Raw genomic sequence first — 18,914 nt, forward strand, 5'->3', positions numbered from 1 at the left:
TATAATTGATATTAATTATTGAAATGATGAAATAAAGCGATAATTACGAAAAGCGCTGGAACTACAACTGCAAACCAGTAACCTACTTTTGATAAAAATCTTGAGTATTTGTTGTGCATCCCTACAGATTGAAGAGAAGATGCAAACCCGTGCCATAAGTGGAATCCTAAAAGGATGAAAGACACACAGTACAATGCCGTACGAATTGGGTCGTGAAATTTGTGAACTAACTCACCATAATACCTTGTAGCATCTGGCGCTGTACCTGCAATATATTTGTAGGTAACTTCAGGAAACCAGAAATCATAAAAGTGCAATCCTAAGAAAGCTAAAATAACCAATCCAGAAATAATCATATTTCTAGAACTCCAAGAAGCATTCGCAGCTCCGTTGTATTTAGCGTACGCGATTGGTCGTGCTGCGCTGTTTTGAGCCGTAAGAATAAATCCCATTACAAAGTGGAAAATTACTCCAATTGCCAAAATTGGCTGCATTACGTACTGAATCAGCGGATTGTATCCCATAAAGTGAGAAGCTTCATTGAAAACGTCTTCACTAATAATAGAAATAAAATTTAAGGAAACATGCAGCGCTAAAAACGTGATTAAGAATATTCCCGAAAGAGCCATAGCTACTTTCTTTAAGATGGAAGCATTCAATAGTGCAGATTGTGCCATAAGTGTTAAGTAGTTTGTTTTAAAAAATTACACAAAAATAATTCAATTACAAAAGAACTACAACCATTTCGCTCTTATTTATAATGATTTTAAAATAGCCTTGTTCTACGTACTTTTACGTACAAAAATAAAGCTACTAAAAAATAATTCACTATAGCAAATCTCAAAACACTGCTTTTTAACCAATAACAAGGGAATTCAATTCTAAGTAGATTACCAAAAATTTATCATATTGTTATTTTATTCAAAGTTTTGATTTATTTTCTTCAAAAGTGCTCTTGAGCAGCAATTTTGTCTAAGTAAAAAATTGTCATTCCGTAACATAGTTTTACCTTTAGCGGCTCAAAAAAATAAGAATGAAAACAGGAATTGATGCTATTTCGTTTGATGTAGCAAACATACATTTACCCATAAAAACTTTGGCAATTGCCAGAAATATTGAACCAGAAAAATTAGAAAAAGGTCTTGGATTACTAAAAATGACTTTTCCAGACGTTCACCAGGACTCAGTTGTTTTTGGAGCAAATGCTTTAACCAAGCTTATCATCGATAATAAAATTGACTTAAAAGAAATAAGCCGAATCTATGTTGGTACCGAAAGTGGTGTTGACAGTTCAAAACCAATCGCTTCTTATTTAATTAGTTTAATGGAGCAGAAGTTTGGCGAAGATTCTCTTGCAGAATGCGATGTTGTTGACTTTACTTTTGCTTGTATTGGCGGAGTTGATGCGATGCAAAACTGCCTAGATTTCGTAAAACTGAATCCGACTAAAAAAGCAATTGTAGTTACTTCTGATTTCGCAAAATACGATTTAAACTCAGGCGGAGAATACACTCAAGGCGCTGGAGCTGTTGCCATGTTAATCGCTGCAAACCCAAAAATCATTGCTTTTAATGACAATTGGGCAACGAGTACAAAAGGTGTTTTCGATTTCTTTAAACCATACAGAACTATTTCTAAGGAAGAAATTACAAAAAACAGCAACAACGATTCTTGGTTTGACAATTTAGAAGCCGAAATCGAAATCCATAAAGACCAACCTGTTTTTGATGGACAATATTCGAATCAATGTTATATGGATCGTACGCGAAATGCTTATTTTTCATTCAAAAAACTAAAAAATACTACTGAAACTTTATATAACACTTGGCACAGTATCGTAATGCACTTGCCATATTCTTTCCAAGGTCGCAGAATGTTATCTGAAATCTACGCTTTAGACAGCGCCGAAAAAATTATTGCCGATGATATTGCACCAGCAGATTATCAGACAAAAATTAAGGAAGTAGCAAAATCTGATGATTACAGAAGTTTTGTAACTGAGAAATTGCAACCTGCAGAATTGGCTTCTTCAATAATTGGAAACCTATATACAGGTTCTATTTTCATGGGATTGTTATCTACTCTAGCTCATTTTTATGACACTAATAAAGAAGTAGTTGGAACTAAATTCGGTTTCTTAGCTTATGGAAGCGGATCAAAATCGAAAGTTTTTGAAGGAACGATTCAACCAGAATGGAAATCAGCTTTAGCAAACGTAAAACTTTTCGAAAACCTGGCTGAAAGCGTAGAAATTGATTTCAATACTTACGAAAATCTTCATAAAAAAGAACAAAAACAAAGCATAAGAACTCCAAAAAACGAATGGGTTTTAGACCGAATTGAAAAAGAAATTCCTGTTCTGATTGGAGCGAGATATTATAAATGGATGGATTAAATTTTTAAATTCTAATTTTTGATCCCGATAGCTATCGGGACCAAATTCCAATAGAAAACCGAAGCTATTTGCTTCGGTTTTTTTGTTTTATTATTGCAAATCAATTTGAAAATTGACTTTTCCCAGAATTACTTTTTACCAAGGACTTTCTTCCGTTTCATCTTCAATATCATTACTGAAAAATTTTCCAGTTGGCGCATTGTCATCTGTTAAAGTGTGTTTAATAATAAAAGACGCAGCACTTTCAACGGTTCCAGGCCCATTATGATGATTAAAATCAGTTGCTGTATAACCCGGATCAATTACATTTACCTTAAATGGTAAATCTTTCAACTCATAAGCCAATATAATTGTGTAAGTATTTAAGGCCGCTTTCGAAGTTACATAACTAGTCGCCTTGTAATCGTAATATTTCCAGCTTGGGTCACTGTGCAATGTTAAAGATCCAAGACCAGAAGTAATATTGCTGATTCTTGGACTTTCCGACTTTTTAAGCAATTCTAAAAACACTTGTGTAACACTAATTACACCAAAGAAATTGGTGTCAAAAACATTTTGAATATCTTTTATTGATGCATCTGAAGTCTTTTGAGGAAACACTCCACTAATCCCGGCATTATTAATCAGAATATCCAATTTCCCCTGCTCGATTTCAACAATATTCTTTGCTCCTAAAATTGAATCAGAATTTGTAACATCAATTTCGATAGCCTGAATATTCTCAAAACCATTTTCCTTTAATTCTTTTACCACAGCCTTACCTTTTTCTAGGTCGCGGCTTCCTAAATATACAAATAATCCTTTTTTAGAAAGCTGTTTTACTAATTCCAAACCAATACTCCTGTTGGCTCCTGTTATTAATACTGACTTCATTTTTTACTATTTAAAATTAATAACACAAAGGTGATTGGTTTAGGAATGAAATCATTTGCCATTTGGCAAAAAGCAATTTTCATCGAATGCTCTTTCTAATTCTGCTCAACGAAGATTGTGTCATACCCAAATAGGAAGCAACATAAGAAAGCGGAATACGATTGATTGCATTGGGATAAATTTTCAAAAACATCAGATAGCGTGTCGCAGCATCTTCTGTAACCATAGGACTTCTTCTTTCGACTTTCTGTATTAAGGCTCTTGAAATAATTTTATTTACAATAGTATTCCACGGAATAATGATATCCAAAAGTTCCTTCCAGTCTTTTTTAGAAAAAACGATAAGTTTACAATCTGTCACCGCCTGTACATAACAATGGGAACAAATATCATTATTGAAGCTTTCCAAATCAACTACCATATTGTTTTCATCAATAAAATATTTGGTAATTTCATCGCCTTTGTTGTTGTAATAACAAACTCGAACAATACCATCCAATACAAAACCAACTTGTTGCGCAATTTTTCCTGCTTCCGAAAAATATTCATCTTTTGGAAGTTCAAGCACATCCGCTTTTTTGGTAATTAAATCAATTTGCTGTTGGTTCAAATCGCCATACTGCAAAATATAATCTATAAACTCTTTCATAACTGCAAGTTACTTAAAGTTATTTTTACTCGATTTGCCATTTGGCAAAAAAAATCAATCTTTCTTATCCTGTTGTTCTGTTTGCACAAAACTTCCATTAATTGAGCGATCTTTGGCATTTATTCCGTTAGACATTCCTAACATAAAAGCCGTTATAATAATTATAAATTTTCTTTTTATCCAATGAAGAAGTGGTCGTTTAGATTGCTCCAAACGAGAATTTTTATTTTGTTTATACATTTTAAAAATGATAAATGATTAGACATTATTGATCATCTATGCTTAGAAATAAATTTTCTTAAGCGCTGTATAAACTTTTACTGAAATGAATTGAAATGATTATTTCATTTATAAAAACAGATTGATTTATAAATGATGTTAGTTTCTGATGAAGGAAATTTTGAAGCTTCAGCAGTTTTTTGATTTGAAAAGTAAAGACATTTTCGATTTTAAGAAAACTCAAAACAATCGAAAACCTTATTTGATTCCAAGAAACAACTTGTCCGAATTTATATAAACGAGAACTTTTGAGATTTGATTCTCTTCTTAAAATTACAAATGAAGATTCGTAATATTCTGCCGATTCAGATTTAGAATATAAAGCACCATCGCCCACAATCACGACCAAAGTCAGAAAGAGTGCAATTAGGTATTTTATATGTTTTTTCAAATCTTTTTGATTTTAATTATTGAACGAAAATACAATTTTTATTCTTTTCAGACTTTTCCTGTTTCTTTTTTATAAAGCAACAATCCCAATCCTAAAACAAAAATCAAACAGCTTAAAACCATCAAAATTCCGTTTTTCAAAGCAAAAAAGGAAACTCCAACAGCAACCGCACCAATTATTACCATTAAAGATTTTAAAGTTTCCGTCTTTATAAAAGTAAATGCATGAACTGCTAAACCCAGAAAAAGCAAAGACGGACCAACAGCCACAAACGGATAAAAAAGTAATGGAGAATTGCTGATATGCTGACTTAATTCGGCTTTTTCGATTTCATTATTTCCGTAGCTCGACATTATAAAATCGATTGTGCAAAGACCAATATGTGCAATAACGCCCAAAGCTGTCAAAACAGAAGCAACTTTATTTGTCTTAGTTTTTGGAAACACATCATTAAAAGACAATAAAAAACAAGCTCCTATTAAATTAAACCAATGCGCAAAATCTATCGATTCGCTTAAACTTGGTAAAAGTTTAGAAAAGAATAAATAACTGATTAGAAAAAACACTAATCCGATCAAGCAACGTTGTTTTGTACTCATAGTTTGTTTTCTCAACTTTTATAATTTATAAATCGTAAACTTATTATGACTCAAAGTAAAACCAAGATTCTCATAAATCGCTACATTCTCTACACGCTTTTTATTTGTCGTCACTTCAATACTTTTCAAACTATTTTTGTCAGCAAAATCTAAAATCTCATTTATCAATAATCTTCCAACGCCTTGACCGCGATATTTTTTGTGAATGAAAAACTCCTGAATTTCACCAACCAATCCACAATGATGCAGCAAATTTTGAGTATGAAAGCTAATAAAACCTAAACCTTCATTTTCGTTTTCAGCAATCAAATAAAGGTTTTTAGGGTTTGAAATGTTTTCATTGAATATTGTTTCGAAAACTTCAAAATCCAAAATTTCATTTTCGAGTTCGCAGATTGCTTTGTAGACGAAGTCTAAATCTTTAGGTTCTATTTTTCTTATTTTCTGGTTTGATTTCACGTTTTCCACATCAATTTACACTGACAGCCATTCTAAAGTTATAAATTTATCACAATCATTTTTCATATCGGCAACCCAATCAATAAGTATCGCAGAGCCTCCATTTCTAATTTCATTTCTAACAATATCATATGTTTCTTTTGCATCAACAGGTCCTTGTCCCGCTAATTCAAAAACGATATGTTTTGTTTTAGAGAATGTTGCATACAATGAAAGTAGTCTTTTAGAATTCCAATGAAGTTCATTTATTTTCGTCTTTTTATTAATCCACGGAATTTCATAAATTTTCTGGATAAATTTGCTTTCTAGATTTGCTTTTTTCTTTAAATATTCGCCAACTCTTAATGGAAAAAACAAACTTCTAAATTTTGATTCTCTAAAGTAATCTACATAAGTCAATGGCTTAATAACAGTTACATTTTCATTTTTTATTTTTCCAGTAAAAATATTAACTAATTCCGTTTTGATACCTTGAAAATGAGCCCCTTCATACAAATATAAAACAAGTAACTCCCCTTCTCTTAACTCAAAAGGTGGTATAAAATACTCTTTGATTCTTATTCCTTCGCTTTCTATTACTAATTCTTTCATTTTTAAAGCCTTTTAAATTTCCACTTGTACTATTGAACATATTCATCCTATTTTTTTGATTTTTGAAATAGAATTCTAATTTATTCAATAACATAAATTAATTTAGGAGTGCCAGCATCATGTTCTGCAACAGCTAAATAAAAAGGTTTTTTCAAATTTAATTTTTGGAATACTTTTTCTTTATCAGCTCTTTTAAACAATTTATTCATTTCTATTAATGCTGTAGCTTCAAATAGTTCATAAATATTATTCACATCCAGAAAATCATCAAAATTATCCTCTTCCCCTTGTATCTTTTCTGTTAAATGATATAAAGTCGGTGACAGAAAAGCTGGAAGACAAGAAATAGTATCCAAATATTCCATTTGATTGTCATCGATTTCAAGTTCTGATATTTTTCGACCTGAATCATTAAAATCAACGGCAAAAGCTTCTAATTCTCCGCCATACAAACCACCATGTTCAAAATAGATCATATTGAAACTTTTATCAATATCGCTATTATATTTCTCTGCAAGCCAGTATTTTTCAATATTATTTTTTAATTCCTCTATCATTAAATTATCATGTTCTTCTCTATTTTGTCTTTCCCATAAATTATAAAATGAATTATATGCTTCATTTTGTGAATCTTTTAAATCTGTTATAATAACTTCTTTTGCTTTTTTTTCAATTTCCAGCAAACTGTCAAAAATCAAATCATTAGTTTTTTCCATATATCATTTTAAATTAAAGTAGAATACCAATATACAAAACACCATAATCTATAAAATGTTTTTTCTCATCGAAATAACAAGATTGTGGCTACCTACAACCTTTAAAAGAAAAAACCGAAGCCTTATATTGACTTCGGTTTTTTCAGATTCTATTTATTCTTTTCCTTCCAATTCTATATTAAAATGCCAATCATGGTCAAACCAAACATTTGCATCTTCTAGACTATTTTTTTTACTAATTCTAGACTCTCCAGAATAACCACTGGTAAAACAGAATCCATCTCCAGCTTTAGTGTTAGCTGAACTAGCTGCATAAATACCTAATTTTTCTCCGTCAACTAAATACCAATAAAAACTATATTTCTTATTAGCTTCTAAATAAAGATTTAGCGCTTGCAGATCAAACGGAATAAATCCTCCATTAAAAGACTCAGAAACCTCTGTAGTTGTAGTGGCTAAAATATTACGATTTGCATCCTTGACAATTAATTTCAAAGTTACTGGTTTATTATATTTTTGTCTACCTTCATAATATACAAATCCTTCCTGAAGGTGAATTCTAAAAGTAGAAGGAACTAAATTTTTATCAACTATTACAGTTTGCCCAGTTCCAATATTTCTATCGAAAGGTAAAATATCTGGAGCATTTGTTCTATTATCTCCACCAAACCATTTTGATGCATTTGATTCAGAACATGATCTAGATATGTAATTATTCATATACTCTAATTTTACTTGGTAGATTTTTTCTGCCCCAGATTCTGATTTAACAGTAAAATTTACTGGCTCAGAATAATCTTTTATCGTTTTAGGATCTGGCGTTATAGTTGCATGTTTTGAAAACTTTAATTCTACATCCAAATTTTTAAGATCATTAATTTCAGGGATTCTTTTGGTTATTAATCCTCTTTCATTATTAATATCAGCACTCAATACCAAATTTGGAGTTTTCACATTCAATTCTAAGATAAAATTATCAGTACTTGGCTCTCTTCTTATGTCGGCCAAGTAACTTTTTACATCTCCATTTTCTGCCGTAACTACAAAAGTCAGTGGCCCATTAATAGACTTAATTGTTGCTGGATCTGGGTTTATATTTGCGCCTTTAGGAATTGAAATTTCTAAACTTATGTTTTCTAGTTCGAATGTACTTTCTACGATACCATTTATCGAGTTGCCTTCAATTGGAAATTCTTTGGTAACACTTTCTTTTGTTATGCTAAAAGATTGAATTGTATTATCGCCACTTAAACTTGCTTCTGATACGCAAGATGTCATTAAAAGGGAGGCAAAAAAGAAAATTGCAAAGAGATTAATTTTAGTTTTCATTAAATTTAAGGTTAGTTTATTTTTTCTACAAATATTATTATTTATAAAACAATTTAATTACGGGAAACCGTATTCTATGAAAATCATTTTTTTTATCGTTGTAGATAATTATGAGAACGAAAAGAATCTATGCTATGAAAAGAAAAACCAAAAGCTTTGAATTGAAAGCTTCTGATTTTTTTATATTCAAAGTTTGAATCCTACTTTGCGCAGATCCTTCGACTTCGCTCAGGAAGACAAAGCAGGATGAAAAATTTTGTGCCTTTGAGTCTTTGTGGCAAAAACAACAAATAAGAAAACTTTAATAAATCTGCTATACGCCACTAATTCAAAAATCATTAATTTTGAAATTCGAAGTTCAAAAACGAAATAATTATGAAATATCATCAAATAAACAGCGCTCTTTTTGTAAAAAACCGCAGAAAGTTCATGGCTGAAATGAAACCTAACTCTGTTGCCGTATTCAACTCAAATGACATTTATCCAGTTAGTGCCGACAGTACTTTGCCTTTTGCACAACACAGAGATATTTTTTACCTGAGTGGTGTTGATCAGGAAGAAAGCGTTTTGCTTTTGTTTCCAGATGCTCCTTACGAGCACCAAAGAGAAATGCTTTTCTTGAGAGAAACCAATGATCACATTGCGGTTTGGGAAGGTGAAAAACTAACTAAAGAACGTGCTTTTCAGGTTTCTGGAATTAGAACGGTTTATTGGCTACAAGATTTTCATAAAGTTCTGAATGAAATGATGACGTATGCCGATACAATGTACATCAATACCAACGAACATTACCGCGCTACAGTTGAAACTGAAACTCGCGAAGCTCGTTTTGTAAAATGGTGGAAAGAACGTTATCCAGCACACAACGTTGCAAAAAGCAACCCGATTTTACAAAGGCTTCGTTCTGTAAAAGAAAGCGAAGAAATCGATTTGATTCAGCATGCTTGCGATATTACAGAAAAAGGTTTCCGTAGATTGTTAGGATTCGTAAAACCAAATGTTACCGAATATGAAATCGAAGCTGAATTGGCTCACGAATTCATCAGAAACCGTTCTAAAGGTTTTGCTTATACGCCAATTATTGCTTCTGGAAACAATGCAAATGTTTTACACTATATCGAAAACAATCAGCAATGTAAAGAAGGCGACTTGATTTTACTTGATGTTGCTGCAGAATATGCTAACTATTCAAGCGATATGACAAGAACAATTCCAGTTTCTGGACGTTTTTCTGATCGTCAAAAAGCAGTTTATAATGCTGTTTTGAGAGTAAAAAACGAAGCTACAAAAATGCTTACGCCTGGAACGCTTTGGAAACAATATCATGTTGAAGTAGGTAAAATTATGACTTCTGAATTACTTGGTCTAGGTTTAATAGACAAAGCCGATGTTCAGAACGAAAATCCAGAATGGCCAGCTTACAAAAAATATTTCATGCATGGAACTTCTCACCATTTAGGACTTGACACGCATGATTACGGATTGCTTCACGAACCAATGAAAGCGAATATGGTTTTCACAGTTGAGCCAGGAATTTACATTCCAGCAGAAAAATTCGGAATCCGTTTAGAAGACAATGTTGTGGTTCAAGAAAAAGGAGAGCCGTTTAACTTAATGAGAAACATTCCTGTTGAAGCAGACGAGATCGAAACGTTGATGAATGAATAATATTCTGATGAAAAAGATTTTTCTTATTGGCTTTTTATTCATTGCTTCAAATATTTTTGCTCAGGCTGAAGGTTTTGCGCTGAATAGTGATGGAAGTAAAACCTATTACAAAACATTCGGAAAAGGCGAACCGCTTTTAATTATAAATGGAGGCCCTGGAATGAACAGTAATGGTTTTGAAGATATGGCGAAAGTTCTGGGCGAAAGCCAGCAAACGATTATTTACGACCAAAGAGGAACCGGAAAATCGAAACTTTCAAAATTAGACGCCAAGACCATTTCTATGAAAATAATGGCCGATGATATTGAATCCTTAAGAAAACATCTTAAAATTAAAAAATGGAATATTCTCGGACATTCTTTTGGCGGAATGCTCGGTTCATATTACGCAACAATCTATCCGAATAGTATCAATAAATTGGTTTTATCTTCTTCGGGAGGTATCGATTTATCTTTATTAAAAGGTCCGAACTTGATTGAATCTAGTCTTTCTCAAATCGAAAAAGATTCTATGAATTATTGGAACGATAAAATTGAAAAAGGTGACACTTCGCATAAAGCCCGTTTAGGACGCGGACGTGCGATGGCACCAGCTTATGTTTACGATCAGAAATTTATTCCGATTATAGCCGAAAGATTAACTCAGGGAAATTCGACAATTAATAGTTTGTTATGGTCTGATATGCAGAAAATGAATTTTGATTGTAAATCTAAACTGAAGAATTTCAAAAACCCTGTTTTAATTATTCAAGGAAAAGAAGATATTATTAGCAATGAAATTGGAGAATTAGCAAAGCAGACTTTTCCAAATTCGAAACTGATTTTATTGGAACATTCCAAACATTACGGATGGCTCGATGCAAGAGAAAAGTATTTCTCGGATATTAATTCATTTTTAAAATCATAAAAATTTAAAAAAGCTGTCTCAAAAGGACAGCTTTTTTGTTGGACGAAATTTTTACAAAATTTATTCTAACTGTAAAAACCCCTGCGGGGTGAAATATTTATAGAATTACAATAAGACAAACAAAAAAGAGCTGTCCTTTTGTAGACAGCTCCTTTTAAAATTATATAAATCGTTTATTATCCGATTTTTGAAATCTGAACATCCAATTGGAACTTTCCATCAGCTTCATTTCCGTTGATTAATTCAAAAAGCTCTAAAGCTCTTCTTGCGTTTTTCTCTTCTTCTCTTTGCTCAGCTACATACCACATCATAAAGTCTTCAGTAGCATAATCATTCTCCGCTCTACATTTTGCGATTACTTTATTGATTGCTTGAGTAACTGCAATTTCGTTTTGCAAGGCAATTTCAAATACTTCTCTAAAAGAAGCAAATTCTTGTTGCACTTCTGGAACAGATGGTGTTATTGCAATCCCTCCCATGTCGGTAATATATTTGAAAACTTTTAGAAAATGCTCTCTTTCTTCTTCGGCTTGCTTGTACAAATAAGACGCTGTATTTGCGTAACCGTTTCTATCTAACCATGCTGCCATAGCTAAATATTTGTTTGAAGCGTCGCTTTCTATTTTTGCCTGTAAGTTCAATATATTTTCGATTCCTTCAACTAATGAAGTACTTGTTCTTAGTAAATCTTTCATAACCTTTAATTTTTATACGTGTAAAATTACAAAAATTAAAGACGGCATCTCTAACTGCCTGAAAATTTGGATTTAATCTAAGTAAGAATCTAAATAAGCTCTACGTTAACAATATTGCAAAGCATAGAATGCAATGTAAGGGTAAATTTAGTTCCGTTTAATAAATCTCTTAACTGCACTATTTCGCAGATAGTAAGATTTCTGGAAAAATTTCTTTTAGTAGTTTCAATTAACTGAGCATCTGACTGATCAGACAAGTCATAAAGCATGTTAAGAATGTCAACGCTATTAACCTTTCTTTGAAAAATCAAAAAATCCTGAATTTTATAACTTGACACTGTATCAACAAAATTGATAATTATACTATTGGTCAAATCACATTGATAACTGTATCCTTTTTCGGTTTCAAATAATACTTTGGTGGTCAAATCACTAACTAATGCCATTCTGATAAAATATAATAACGGTGCAAAAATATAGAATTTAAAGCAATTAAATACATAATTAAGACTAATTTAAAATAACAAAATCATATAATGTTCTTAAAAACAGCTTAAGTACGCTAAAGATTGTAACATTATTCAGCATTATTAGTCTAATTCTAAAAACAAAAAAATTAGAAATTATGCAAGCGCACGAAATAGATTACCAGATTTTTGGAGAGGAAATGCAATATGTCGAGATAGAGCTAGATCCACAAGAAATTGTAATTGCCGAAGCCGGCAGTTTTATGATGATGGAAAACAATATCCAAATGGAAACCATTTTTGGAGACGGTTCTCAGCAACAAGGCTCAGGTTTGTTTGGCAAACTTTTAAATGCAGGAAAAAGAGTTCTTACAGGTGAAAGTTTGTTTATGACCGCATTTTTAAATCAAGGCAATACCAAAAGCAAAGTTTCATTTGCATCGCCTTATCCTGGAAAAATTCTTCCGATTGATTTAACCCAATTTCAAGGCAAGTTTATCTGTCAAAAAAGTTCATTTTTATGCGCTGCCAAAGGCGTTTCTGTCGGAATAGAATTCTCTCAGAAATTAGGTCGCGGATTATTTGGCGGTGAAGGTTTTATCATGCAAAAAATTGAAGGAGACGGAATGGCATTTGTACATTCTGGAGGAACAATGGCCAAAAAAGAACTGGCTCATGGAGAAGTCCTAAAAGTAGATACGGGATGCATTATTGGCTTTACCAAAGATGTAGATTATGATATTGAATTTATTGGAGGAATTAAGAATTCAATTTTTGGTGGCGAAGGATTATTTTATGCCACTTTAAAAGGTCCTGGAACGGTTTACATTCAATCGCTCCCTTTCTCTAGATTGGCTGACAGAATTATTGCTTCGGCGCCAAGATCTGGCGGAAACAGTCGCGAAGAAGGGAGTCTTCTTGGCGGATTAGGAAATCTCTTGGACGGTGACAATAGATTTTAATTAGAATGGCTTTCAGAGACGAAAGCCATTTTTTATTATTCTTCAGGCATCAGTTTGTTATAAATAAATTTATAGCTATTTTAAAGATTTCCCAATTAAATCAAGACATCACGATATTTTAGTTCAGCTTTCTTAACTTTGTATTTCAGAACAAAAAATCTTTCATTTTGAAAACGCTTTTATATAAAAATACTAAAATATCATACTCAGATTCGGGAACTGGAAACACAATAGTTTTACTTCATGGTTTTCTGGAAAACAAAAAAATGTGGAAAGATTATGTTGATTTTTTCTCAGAAAAATATCGAGTAGTCACCATCGATTTATTAGGCCACGGCGAATCTGAACCATTGGGTTATGTTCACGAAATGGAAGATAATGCCAATGCAGTAAATGAAGTTTTGGAATATTTAAAAATTGAAAAAGCTACAATTGTTGGACATTCGATGGGTGGTTATGTTGGCTTGGCTTTCGCCGAATTGTATCCGCAGAAAATTCAGAAATTGGTTTTATTAAATTCAACTTCAAAAGAAGACAGCGCGGAGAAAAAACTAAACAGAACTCGAGCAATTAAAGCCGTAAAACAAAACTACGTTAGCTTTGTAAGTTTAGCAATTGCTAATTTATTCAGCGAAAATAATAGAACACGATTAGCGAAAGAAATAGAAGAAGTAAAAACTGAAGCCTTGAAAACACCTTTACAAGGAATTATTGCTTCTCAAGAAGGTATGAAAATCAGAAAAGATAGAGAATGGCTTTTAAAAGAAAACCGTTTTCCAGTTTTATTGATTCTAGGCAAAAAAGATCCTGTTTTAAACTACGAAGAAAGCCTTTCGCAAATCGAGGACACAACTGCAGAATTAATTTCTTTTGAGGACGGACACATGAGCCAAATAGAAAACAAAGAAGAATTAAAAACAGCTTTGTCACATTTCTTTGAATAAAAATCTAAATAGTAAAATCGAAAAAGGCCATTTCTAACCTAGGGTTGAAACAGCCTTTTTCTCATTCTTGGGGGCAAAATATCGTTATAACTTTGAAGTAATATCTTTTTTGTATTTGGATAAAGTCGCTCTTGTCAAACCAAGATTTGCTTTAGTCGAATCTACTGCCAAGTAGATAAAGTATCTTCCGTCTTCAGAAACATCAATAATATGAATCTGATCTGTCAGGGTAATTAAAATATCATTAATTTTTTGATTTAATCCTAAAGCTTTAATCGCATTTAATTTTGCTTTTACAACTTCTAAATTATAAGCAGAAGCTAATTCTGGATCAAAATCTGATTTTACTGTTAACGAACAATAAGACATTCCTGTTTCAACTTCTGTAACAGAAACAGCAATAAATCCGTTAATATTCTCTTTTAAATCGTTTTGAAAGTTTTGCAAAAAATCTGACATGTGTATTAAAATATTTGGTTTTAAATTAATTGTTAAAAACAGAATCCATTCTTCTCAGCAATAGCCCCATTTTACTTAAATCTTTAGAAAGCAACGCGACGCAATTATCATCTTGATTTTTGCTTGCCACAACAATTCCGTCATTATTTTTGATCATAACTTGTTTAAGATCTCCATTGTTAACGTCTTCAGACATTTCAAGGCACATCTTCAAGATCATTCCGATCATTGCTGCTACATTTCCGTCATATTCTAAATTCACAGACTCGTTTAAGATGCCATCAATATTAAAACTTAGCCCAGACTCTGCGCCAGTCTCTTGCACCAGTGTTTGTAAATCAATCATATTCTTATTTTGTCATGTTTTTGGAAGCGCCAAAGATATTTTAATATTAGCAATTGTGCGATAAACACTTGTTAAAAAAAGATGCAATATAACGTACTGGCACACTTTTATTTATCACTTAATTAATCCCATTTTTTTGCAAAAAAAACGCAAAAAAAATTAACATAAAAAGCAAATAATACTAAAAACGTAACATTTTACTTAACAAAACTCATTTCTAAAATTAACATTTGCAGATTATTGCATTTCACAAAAGTTTTTCTATAGCTTTGCAAAAAAATTTACTAAAAATGAAAACTGTTGACGAATTACGCTTTGACTTAAATGTAAAATTGGAGAAGTTTAGAAGATTTCGTATTGAAAACGGACACATTAATACTACGGCTTCTGAAGAGAAATCTAAAAAAGGTTTTTTCAAGAAAATATTCAGCTAATAGCGTCTAAAAAATTGTCGAATTTGCCAGATAACCTTCACTGATAAGTTCGGCTTTTTTATTGATTACCCGCAACTTACCCTCCTTTAACATTCTTAGATCTGTTGCAATTCCTATCACACTTTTATAATTATGATCGGTAAGGATTATTCCTTTTTCTTCAGAATTTTCTTTAATTAATAGCATTACAATCTCAATCATTTTTGGAGATAAACCACTAAACGGTTCATCCAGCAATACAAATTTTGATTGATTAAAAAACATCAATTTAATCTGAAGATAACGTAATTCTCCAAAAGACAAATCCTTAATTTTTTGATTCAAGAGAGGTTTTAAAAAATCATCTTCGCAAAAAACAAATATTTTTTGTTTATCGACAGACAACCGAATGGTTTGAAAAACCGAAAAATGATTTGGAATAAATTGGTTTTGATGTAGATAACTAATTTCATTTAACAACACAGAAGAATTATTCTTTGAAATTCCGTTAATAAAAATACTTTTATCTAAAGCAGGCACTATCCCAAATATAATCTTCAATAATGTAGATTTTCCAGAGCCATTTCTACCAAATAGACCAATTATTTGACCCGTTTCCAATTTCAAATAAATATCTGAAAGCAATAATTTATCATTAAAACTTTTTTGAATACCACTTATTTCAAGAATATGCTTTTTCAAGATATTTTTTGAATTGAAATTAACGCGACAGCAAACAAAAATACAAGCGCAAAATTGAGCAAGAAACAGTAAAACAAAAGCCTTCTTTTCGAAAAACCATTATTCATATAAAATAAATATTCATTTTGGCGATACATTTCTTTAAACCCAATACTTGATGCAAAACCTAGTGTGGCTATCATCAATAAAAAATGATCAACTCCCCCAAAAAGAAATGCAATAACAGAGACCGTCAAATTCACAATCAAAGTTGACTTGTAAAACTCAAATATGTTTTGAAATTTTCTGATAGAAAGAGTCTAGATTTTTTCCTCGAAAGGAATATTAACATCAAAAATTTCTCCCAGTAAATTGGCAATTTCTTCCAAATAATCATCCAATACCTGAGATGTAACTACAACATCTAACTCTTTTTCTTCTTTGAAGCCAAAAGGCAAAAATCCAGATTTTAAGTTTTTAAACGAAATGATTCCTGCTTCTATCGGAAGTCCCCCTGCTTCTTTCTCAAACATGAAAGCATAAGCCAAGACCTGAATAATTTTATCGTTTTTAAGCTCCTGTGTTAATCCGTTCCAAGTTTTCAAGATTACATTAGACTTCTCTACTTTTCCAGTCTTATAATCAATAATTCTAATTCTTCCGTCTCTGCGTTCTATACGATCTACATTACCTTTAATTAAAACAGGAAATGGCAGTTTTGGATGAGTAAATTCGCGCTCAAAAGTCTGCTCTAAAGCAACAATCTGAATCGCTTCATTATTTTTCACAGATTCCAACTCCATTTTCAGAAAATTAGAAACATTTCGTTTTGCCACTTCAAAGGCTAGAAGATTTCTTCCTTTTTTAATTTCTCCTTCCTTATAAACAAGCTTAAACTGCTTCAAAACTTCATCATCCAACAATTTGAAACAATTTAGAAGATCGGTCTCAGAAATAAATTTCCCAATAAAAGGTTCATATAGTGCTTTTAAGGTTTCGTGAATAATTGTTCCCAAAGTATTCAAAGCGATATTTTCCTCAACTTCTTCTACTTCACGGATTCTCAATATTTTTTGAAAGTAAAACTCAATCGGATTTCGTATATAGCTAGTCAAAGCAGAAGGTGAAAAACCATTAATAGCAATTTCTTTCAATCTTTCCATTACCAATTCAGATTTAGAAACAGAGATGGGTTCATAAGCCGTATTTGGCAATTCCGGATTATAAATATCAAACGTTATGCTGTGCTTTGATTTTTTCTCAACTTCCAATTGCGTAATAAAACGACTCCTTTCACCAGCGTCCAATCCGTCATTTTCAGTATTATAAATCAAATAAATATTTTTAGCCCTCTGAAGCAAATGATAAAAGTGATAGGTATAGATCGCATCCTTTTCTTTAAATGTCGGAAGCCCCAATTCTCTTTTGACATCATATGGAATAAACGAATTCTGAGATTTTCCAGCAGGAAATTTCCCTTCATTCATAGAAGTTATGATCACGGTTTCAAAATCTAAAACACGGCTTTCTAAAACCCCCATAATCTGAAGACCGTGCAATGGTTCACCTTCAAAAGATACTTCGGCCAAGTCTATAATTTGTTTATAAATCGAATAAAGCGTATCGATATTATCAATATGATGATGTTTCGAATAATAATTAATAAGCTTATTAATTACTTTAAAAACTCCGTATACAAATGCTTTTGCGATTTTTTCTTCTTCATTATCATTACTAAAATGATCTTTAATCGTAATTAACAATGTAGAAATATTCTTTAGAACAGCAATTGAACCATTTTCCCATTTTTCAAACAACAAATTAAAAAAACTCGAGGACTCAGGATGGAGTTCTAAAATTTTATGATGCGTAATAAAAGTATAATTGTTTTCTTTAATAATCCTTACCAGTTTTTGTGCATTGGCATACGGCTCCACCAATGGATGCGTTAAAATATCAAGCACATCTTTATAATAAAAAACATAACTGCCCCCTTTACGAGAAAGCGCATTGGTATGCATTTTAAACAATTTAGCAACAAAAATCTGTGACGGATTGTTCTTTCCCGAATATCCCATTGTAATATTCAAAGCACCAACAGACGCAGGAAGAGAATACAAAACAGGAACTAATAAATTTTCTTCACCAAGCACAACTGCAACTTTATCTAAAGAAGCATCCGGATTTTGATCAATTAAACTCTCAATAATACTTCCAGCAAATTTGGCTTGGCCGATTGTTTTAGGAGTTCCAATTACCTGAATGTTTTTGGACTGCGAAAAATCGTCCACAATCCATTCAAAAACATTTCCTTTATAGTGTTTCCAACTTTCTTTAAATCGTCTTAAGAAAAGTCCAGCATCATGATACGGATCATTTAGAAAGGCTTGGTCTGCATCCCAATAAATCTTTGCCTGATCTAGCGCTAATAAATGCTGCACAATTTTTTCTTCGGCGGCATTCAAAGCATTGAATCCTGCAAAAATAAAAGTGCGATTTCCGATAGTATTTGAAAAATGATTCAAGTTATTTACTGCTTCTCTATAAATCAGCCCTTGATATCCAATCGATTTGAACAGCAAATGATTATATAACGACTCGTAATAAACAGGAAGTAATTTCCAGAAATCAATGTAATTTTCAAGAAGCTTCGTTTTTTGATCCACTTCAAGTCCCCATCTTTTTATATCTTCAATATCTTTTAAATAAGACAGAATGTGTGAAGGATCTAAAAGGTATCTGTCTATTTCATTAAAATCTTGAAGAAGAGTTTTTGCCCAATTTGCAAATAATTCAAATGACTGTTGATTATTTTTTTCTGTAATAGATAAATATACCTCGTAGAATTCAAACAATAGTTCAATTGAATCTATAGCACGAATTGACGCAACATCTTGAACAAAATCTTCTATGCTAGTAATCTGTGGCGCAATTATAGTATTTGAAGTTGCATTTTTAAGTGCTTCAATCAAGAAAACCTTTGCTCTTTTATTAGGAAGAATTATAGTTATTTCAGAAAGTTTTCCAACATAATCCTGAATCACAACAGAGGCAATTTTTTGAAGAAAAGAATCATTTATCATAGTATAAA

The 18,914-nt window shown here is 31.8% G+C and carries 22 protein-coding genes; 6 read left to right on the top strand and 16 right to left on the bottom strand.

Going from position 1 to position 18,914, the window contains the following annotated elements; genetic code table 11:
- Positions 1–11: 11 nt before the first annotated feature.
- The gene (locus PQ463_RS16420) at positions 12–677 is read right to left on the bottom strand and encodes a succinate dehydrogenase cytochrome b subunit (RefSeq protein WP_111425173.1); all 666 of its coding nucleotides are present in this window, start codon (positions 675–677) and stop codon (positions 12–14) included.
- Positions 678–1,033: 356 nt separating this feature from the next.
- On the opposite strand from PQ463_RS16420, the gene PQ463_RS16425 reads away from it, so the two are divergent.
- Entirely contained in the window at positions 1,034–2,395 is a 1,362-nt protein-coding gene (locus tag PQ463_RS16425) for a hydroxymethylglutaryl-CoA synthase family protein (RefSeq protein WP_274254592.1), read from the top strand.
- 135 nt (positions 2,396–2,530) lie between these two features.
- On the opposite strand, the gene PQ463_RS16430 is transcribed toward PQ463_RS16425, so the two are convergent.
- The 9 genes from PQ463_RS16430 to PQ463_RS16470 form a co-directional block, all read right to left on the bottom strand.
- Positions 2,531–3,268: an SDR family NAD(P)-dependent oxidoreductase gene (locus PQ463_RS16430; protein ID WP_274254593.1), complete on the bottom strand. Its 738-nt coding sequence runs from the start codon at positions 3,266–3,268 to the stop codon at positions 2,531–2,533.
- A gap of 79 nt (positions 3,269–3,347) precedes the next feature.
- A complete protein-coding gene (locus PQ463_RS16435) occupies positions 3,348–3,917 on the bottom strand; it encodes a Crp/Fnr family transcriptional regulator (RefSeq protein ID WP_274254594.1) in 570 nt (189 codons plus the stop codon).
- Between the two features lie 54 nt (positions 3,918–3,971).
- On the bottom strand, positions 3,972–4,157 hold the full coding sequence (locus tag PQ463_RS16440) for a hypothetical protein (RefSeq protein ID WP_274254595.1): 186 nt from the start codon (positions 4,155–4,157) through the stop codon (positions 3,972–3,974).
- A gap of 58 nt (positions 4,158–4,215) precedes the next feature.
- Positions 4,216–4,587 carry a hypothetical protein gene (locus tag PQ463_RS16445; RefSeq protein ID WP_274254596.1) on the bottom strand — a complete coding sequence of 124 codons (372 nt, stop codon included), beginning with the start codon at positions 4,585–4,587 and terminating at the stop codon, positions 4,216–4,218.
- Positions 4,588–4,634: 47 nt separating this feature from the next.
- Entirely contained in the window at positions 4,635–5,186 is a 552-nt protein-coding gene (locus PQ463_RS16450; RefSeq protein WP_274254597.1) for a hypothetical protein, read from the bottom strand.
- Between the two features lie 18 nt (positions 5,187–5,204).
- On the bottom strand, positions 5,205–5,645 hold the full coding sequence (locus PQ463_RS16455; RefSeq protein ID WP_274254598.1) for a GNAT family N-acetyltransferase: 441 nt from the start codon (positions 5,643–5,645) through the stop codon (positions 5,205–5,207).
- 15 nt (positions 5,646–5,660) lie between these two features.
- Positions 5,661–6,236, bottom strand: coding sequence for a hypothetical protein (locus PQ463_RS16460; protein ID WP_274254599.1), 576 nt, complete (start codon positions 6,234–6,236; stop codon positions 5,661–5,663).
- An 80-nt stretch (positions 6,237–6,316) separates the two neighbouring features.
- Entirely contained in the window at positions 6,317–6,952 is a 636-nt protein-coding gene (locus tag PQ463_RS16465; RefSeq protein WP_274254600.1) for a hypothetical protein, read from the bottom strand.
- A gap of 153 nt (positions 6,953–7,105) precedes the next feature.
- Positions 7,106–8,281 carry an SGBP N-terminal domain-containing protein gene (locus PQ463_RS16470; protein WP_274254601.1) on the bottom strand — a complete coding sequence of 392 codons (1,176 nt, stop codon included), beginning with the start codon at positions 8,279–8,281 and terminating at the stop codon, positions 7,106–7,108.
- A gap of 375 nt (positions 8,282–8,656) precedes the next feature.
- Between PQ463_RS16470 and PQ463_RS16475 the strand changes: the two genes are divergently transcribed.
- Positions 8,657–9,949 carry an aminopeptidase P family protein gene (locus PQ463_RS16475; protein WP_111425181.1) on the top strand — a complete coding sequence of 431 codons (1,293 nt, stop codon included), beginning with the start codon at positions 8,657–8,659 and terminating at the stop codon, positions 9,947–9,949.
- A gap of 7 nt (positions 9,950–9,956) precedes the next feature.
- A complete protein-coding gene (locus PQ463_RS16480; RefSeq protein ID WP_274254602.1) occupies positions 9,957–10,856 on the top strand; it encodes an alpha/beta fold hydrolase in 900 nt (299 codons plus the stop codon).
- Between the two features lie 176 nt (positions 10,857–11,032).
- On the opposite strand, the gene PQ463_RS16485 is transcribed toward PQ463_RS16480, so the two are convergent.
- Together PQ463_RS16485 and PQ463_RS16490 are read right to left on the bottom strand one after the other, a co-directional pair.
- On the bottom strand, positions 11,033–11,551 hold the full coding sequence (locus PQ463_RS16485; RefSeq protein ID WP_111425183.1) for a ferritin: 519 nt from the start codon (positions 11,549–11,551) through the stop codon (positions 11,033–11,035).
- A gap of 89 nt (positions 11,552–11,640) precedes the next feature.
- On the bottom strand, positions 11,641–11,997 hold the full coding sequence (locus PQ463_RS16490; RefSeq protein WP_274254603.1) for a hypothetical protein: 357 nt from the start codon (positions 11,995–11,997) through the stop codon (positions 11,641–11,643).
- A gap of 179 nt (positions 11,998–12,176) precedes the next feature.
- Here PQ463_RS16490 and PQ463_RS16495 point away from each other — a divergent pair, with 179 nt between their 5' ends.
- Both PQ463_RS16495 and PQ463_RS16500 read left to right on the top strand, forming a co-directional pair.
- Complete coding sequence (locus tag PQ463_RS16495) at positions 12,177–12,980, top strand: TIGR00266 family protein (RefSeq protein WP_274254604.1); 804 nt, start codon at positions 12,177–12,179, stop codon at positions 12,978–12,980.
- 167 nt (positions 12,981–13,147) lie between these two features.
- Positions 13,148–13,924 carry an alpha/beta fold hydrolase gene (locus tag PQ463_RS16500; protein ID WP_274254605.1) on the top strand — a complete coding sequence of 259 codons (777 nt, stop codon included), beginning with the start codon at positions 13,148–13,150 and terminating at the stop codon, positions 13,922–13,924.
- A gap of 84 nt (positions 13,925–14,008) precedes the next feature.
- Here PQ463_RS16500 and PQ463_RS16505 read toward each other — a convergent pair whose 3' ends face one another.
- Together PQ463_RS16505 and PQ463_RS16510 are read right to left on the bottom strand one after the other, a co-directional pair.
- On the bottom strand, positions 14,009–14,383 hold the full coding sequence (locus PQ463_RS16505) for a hypothetical protein (protein WP_111377493.1): 375 nt from the start codon (positions 14,381–14,383) through the stop codon (positions 14,009–14,011).
- A gap of 25 nt (positions 14,384–14,408) precedes the next feature.
- Entirely contained in the window at positions 14,409–14,729 is a 321-nt protein-coding gene (locus PQ463_RS16510; RefSeq protein ID WP_111377494.1) for a roadblock/LC7 domain-containing protein, read from the bottom strand.
- A 290-nt stretch (positions 14,730–15,019) separates the two neighbouring features.
- Here PQ463_RS16510 and PQ463_RS16515 point away from each other — a divergent pair, with 290 nt between their 5' ends.
- Positions 15,020–15,163: a hypothetical protein gene (locus tag PQ463_RS16515; RefSeq protein WP_162615477.1), complete on the top strand. Its 144-nt coding sequence runs from the start codon at positions 15,020–15,022 to the stop codon at positions 15,161–15,163.
- A gap of 6 nt (positions 15,164–15,169) precedes the next feature.
- Here the strand turns inward: PQ463_RS16515 and PQ463_RS16520 are convergent, their stop codons facing one another.
- On the bottom strand, positions 15,170–15,844 hold the full coding sequence (locus PQ463_RS16520) for an ATP-binding cassette domain-containing protein (protein WP_274254607.1): 675 nt from the start codon (positions 15,842–15,844) through the stop codon (positions 15,170–15,172).
- 299 nt (positions 15,845–16,143) lie between these two features.
- The gene (locus PQ463_RS16525; RefSeq protein WP_274254608.1) at positions 16,144–18,906 is read right to left on the bottom strand and encodes a PD-(D/E)XK nuclease family protein; all 2,763 of its coding nucleotides are present in this window, start codon (positions 18,904–18,906) and stop codon (positions 16,144–16,146) included.
- Positions 18,907–18,914 lie beyond the last annotated feature (8 nt).

Source organism: Flavobacterium sp. KACC 22763 (genome assembly GCF_028736155.1).
Classification (GTDB): Bacteria; Bacteroidota; Bacteroidia; order Flavobacteriales; family Flavobacteriaceae; genus Flavobacterium.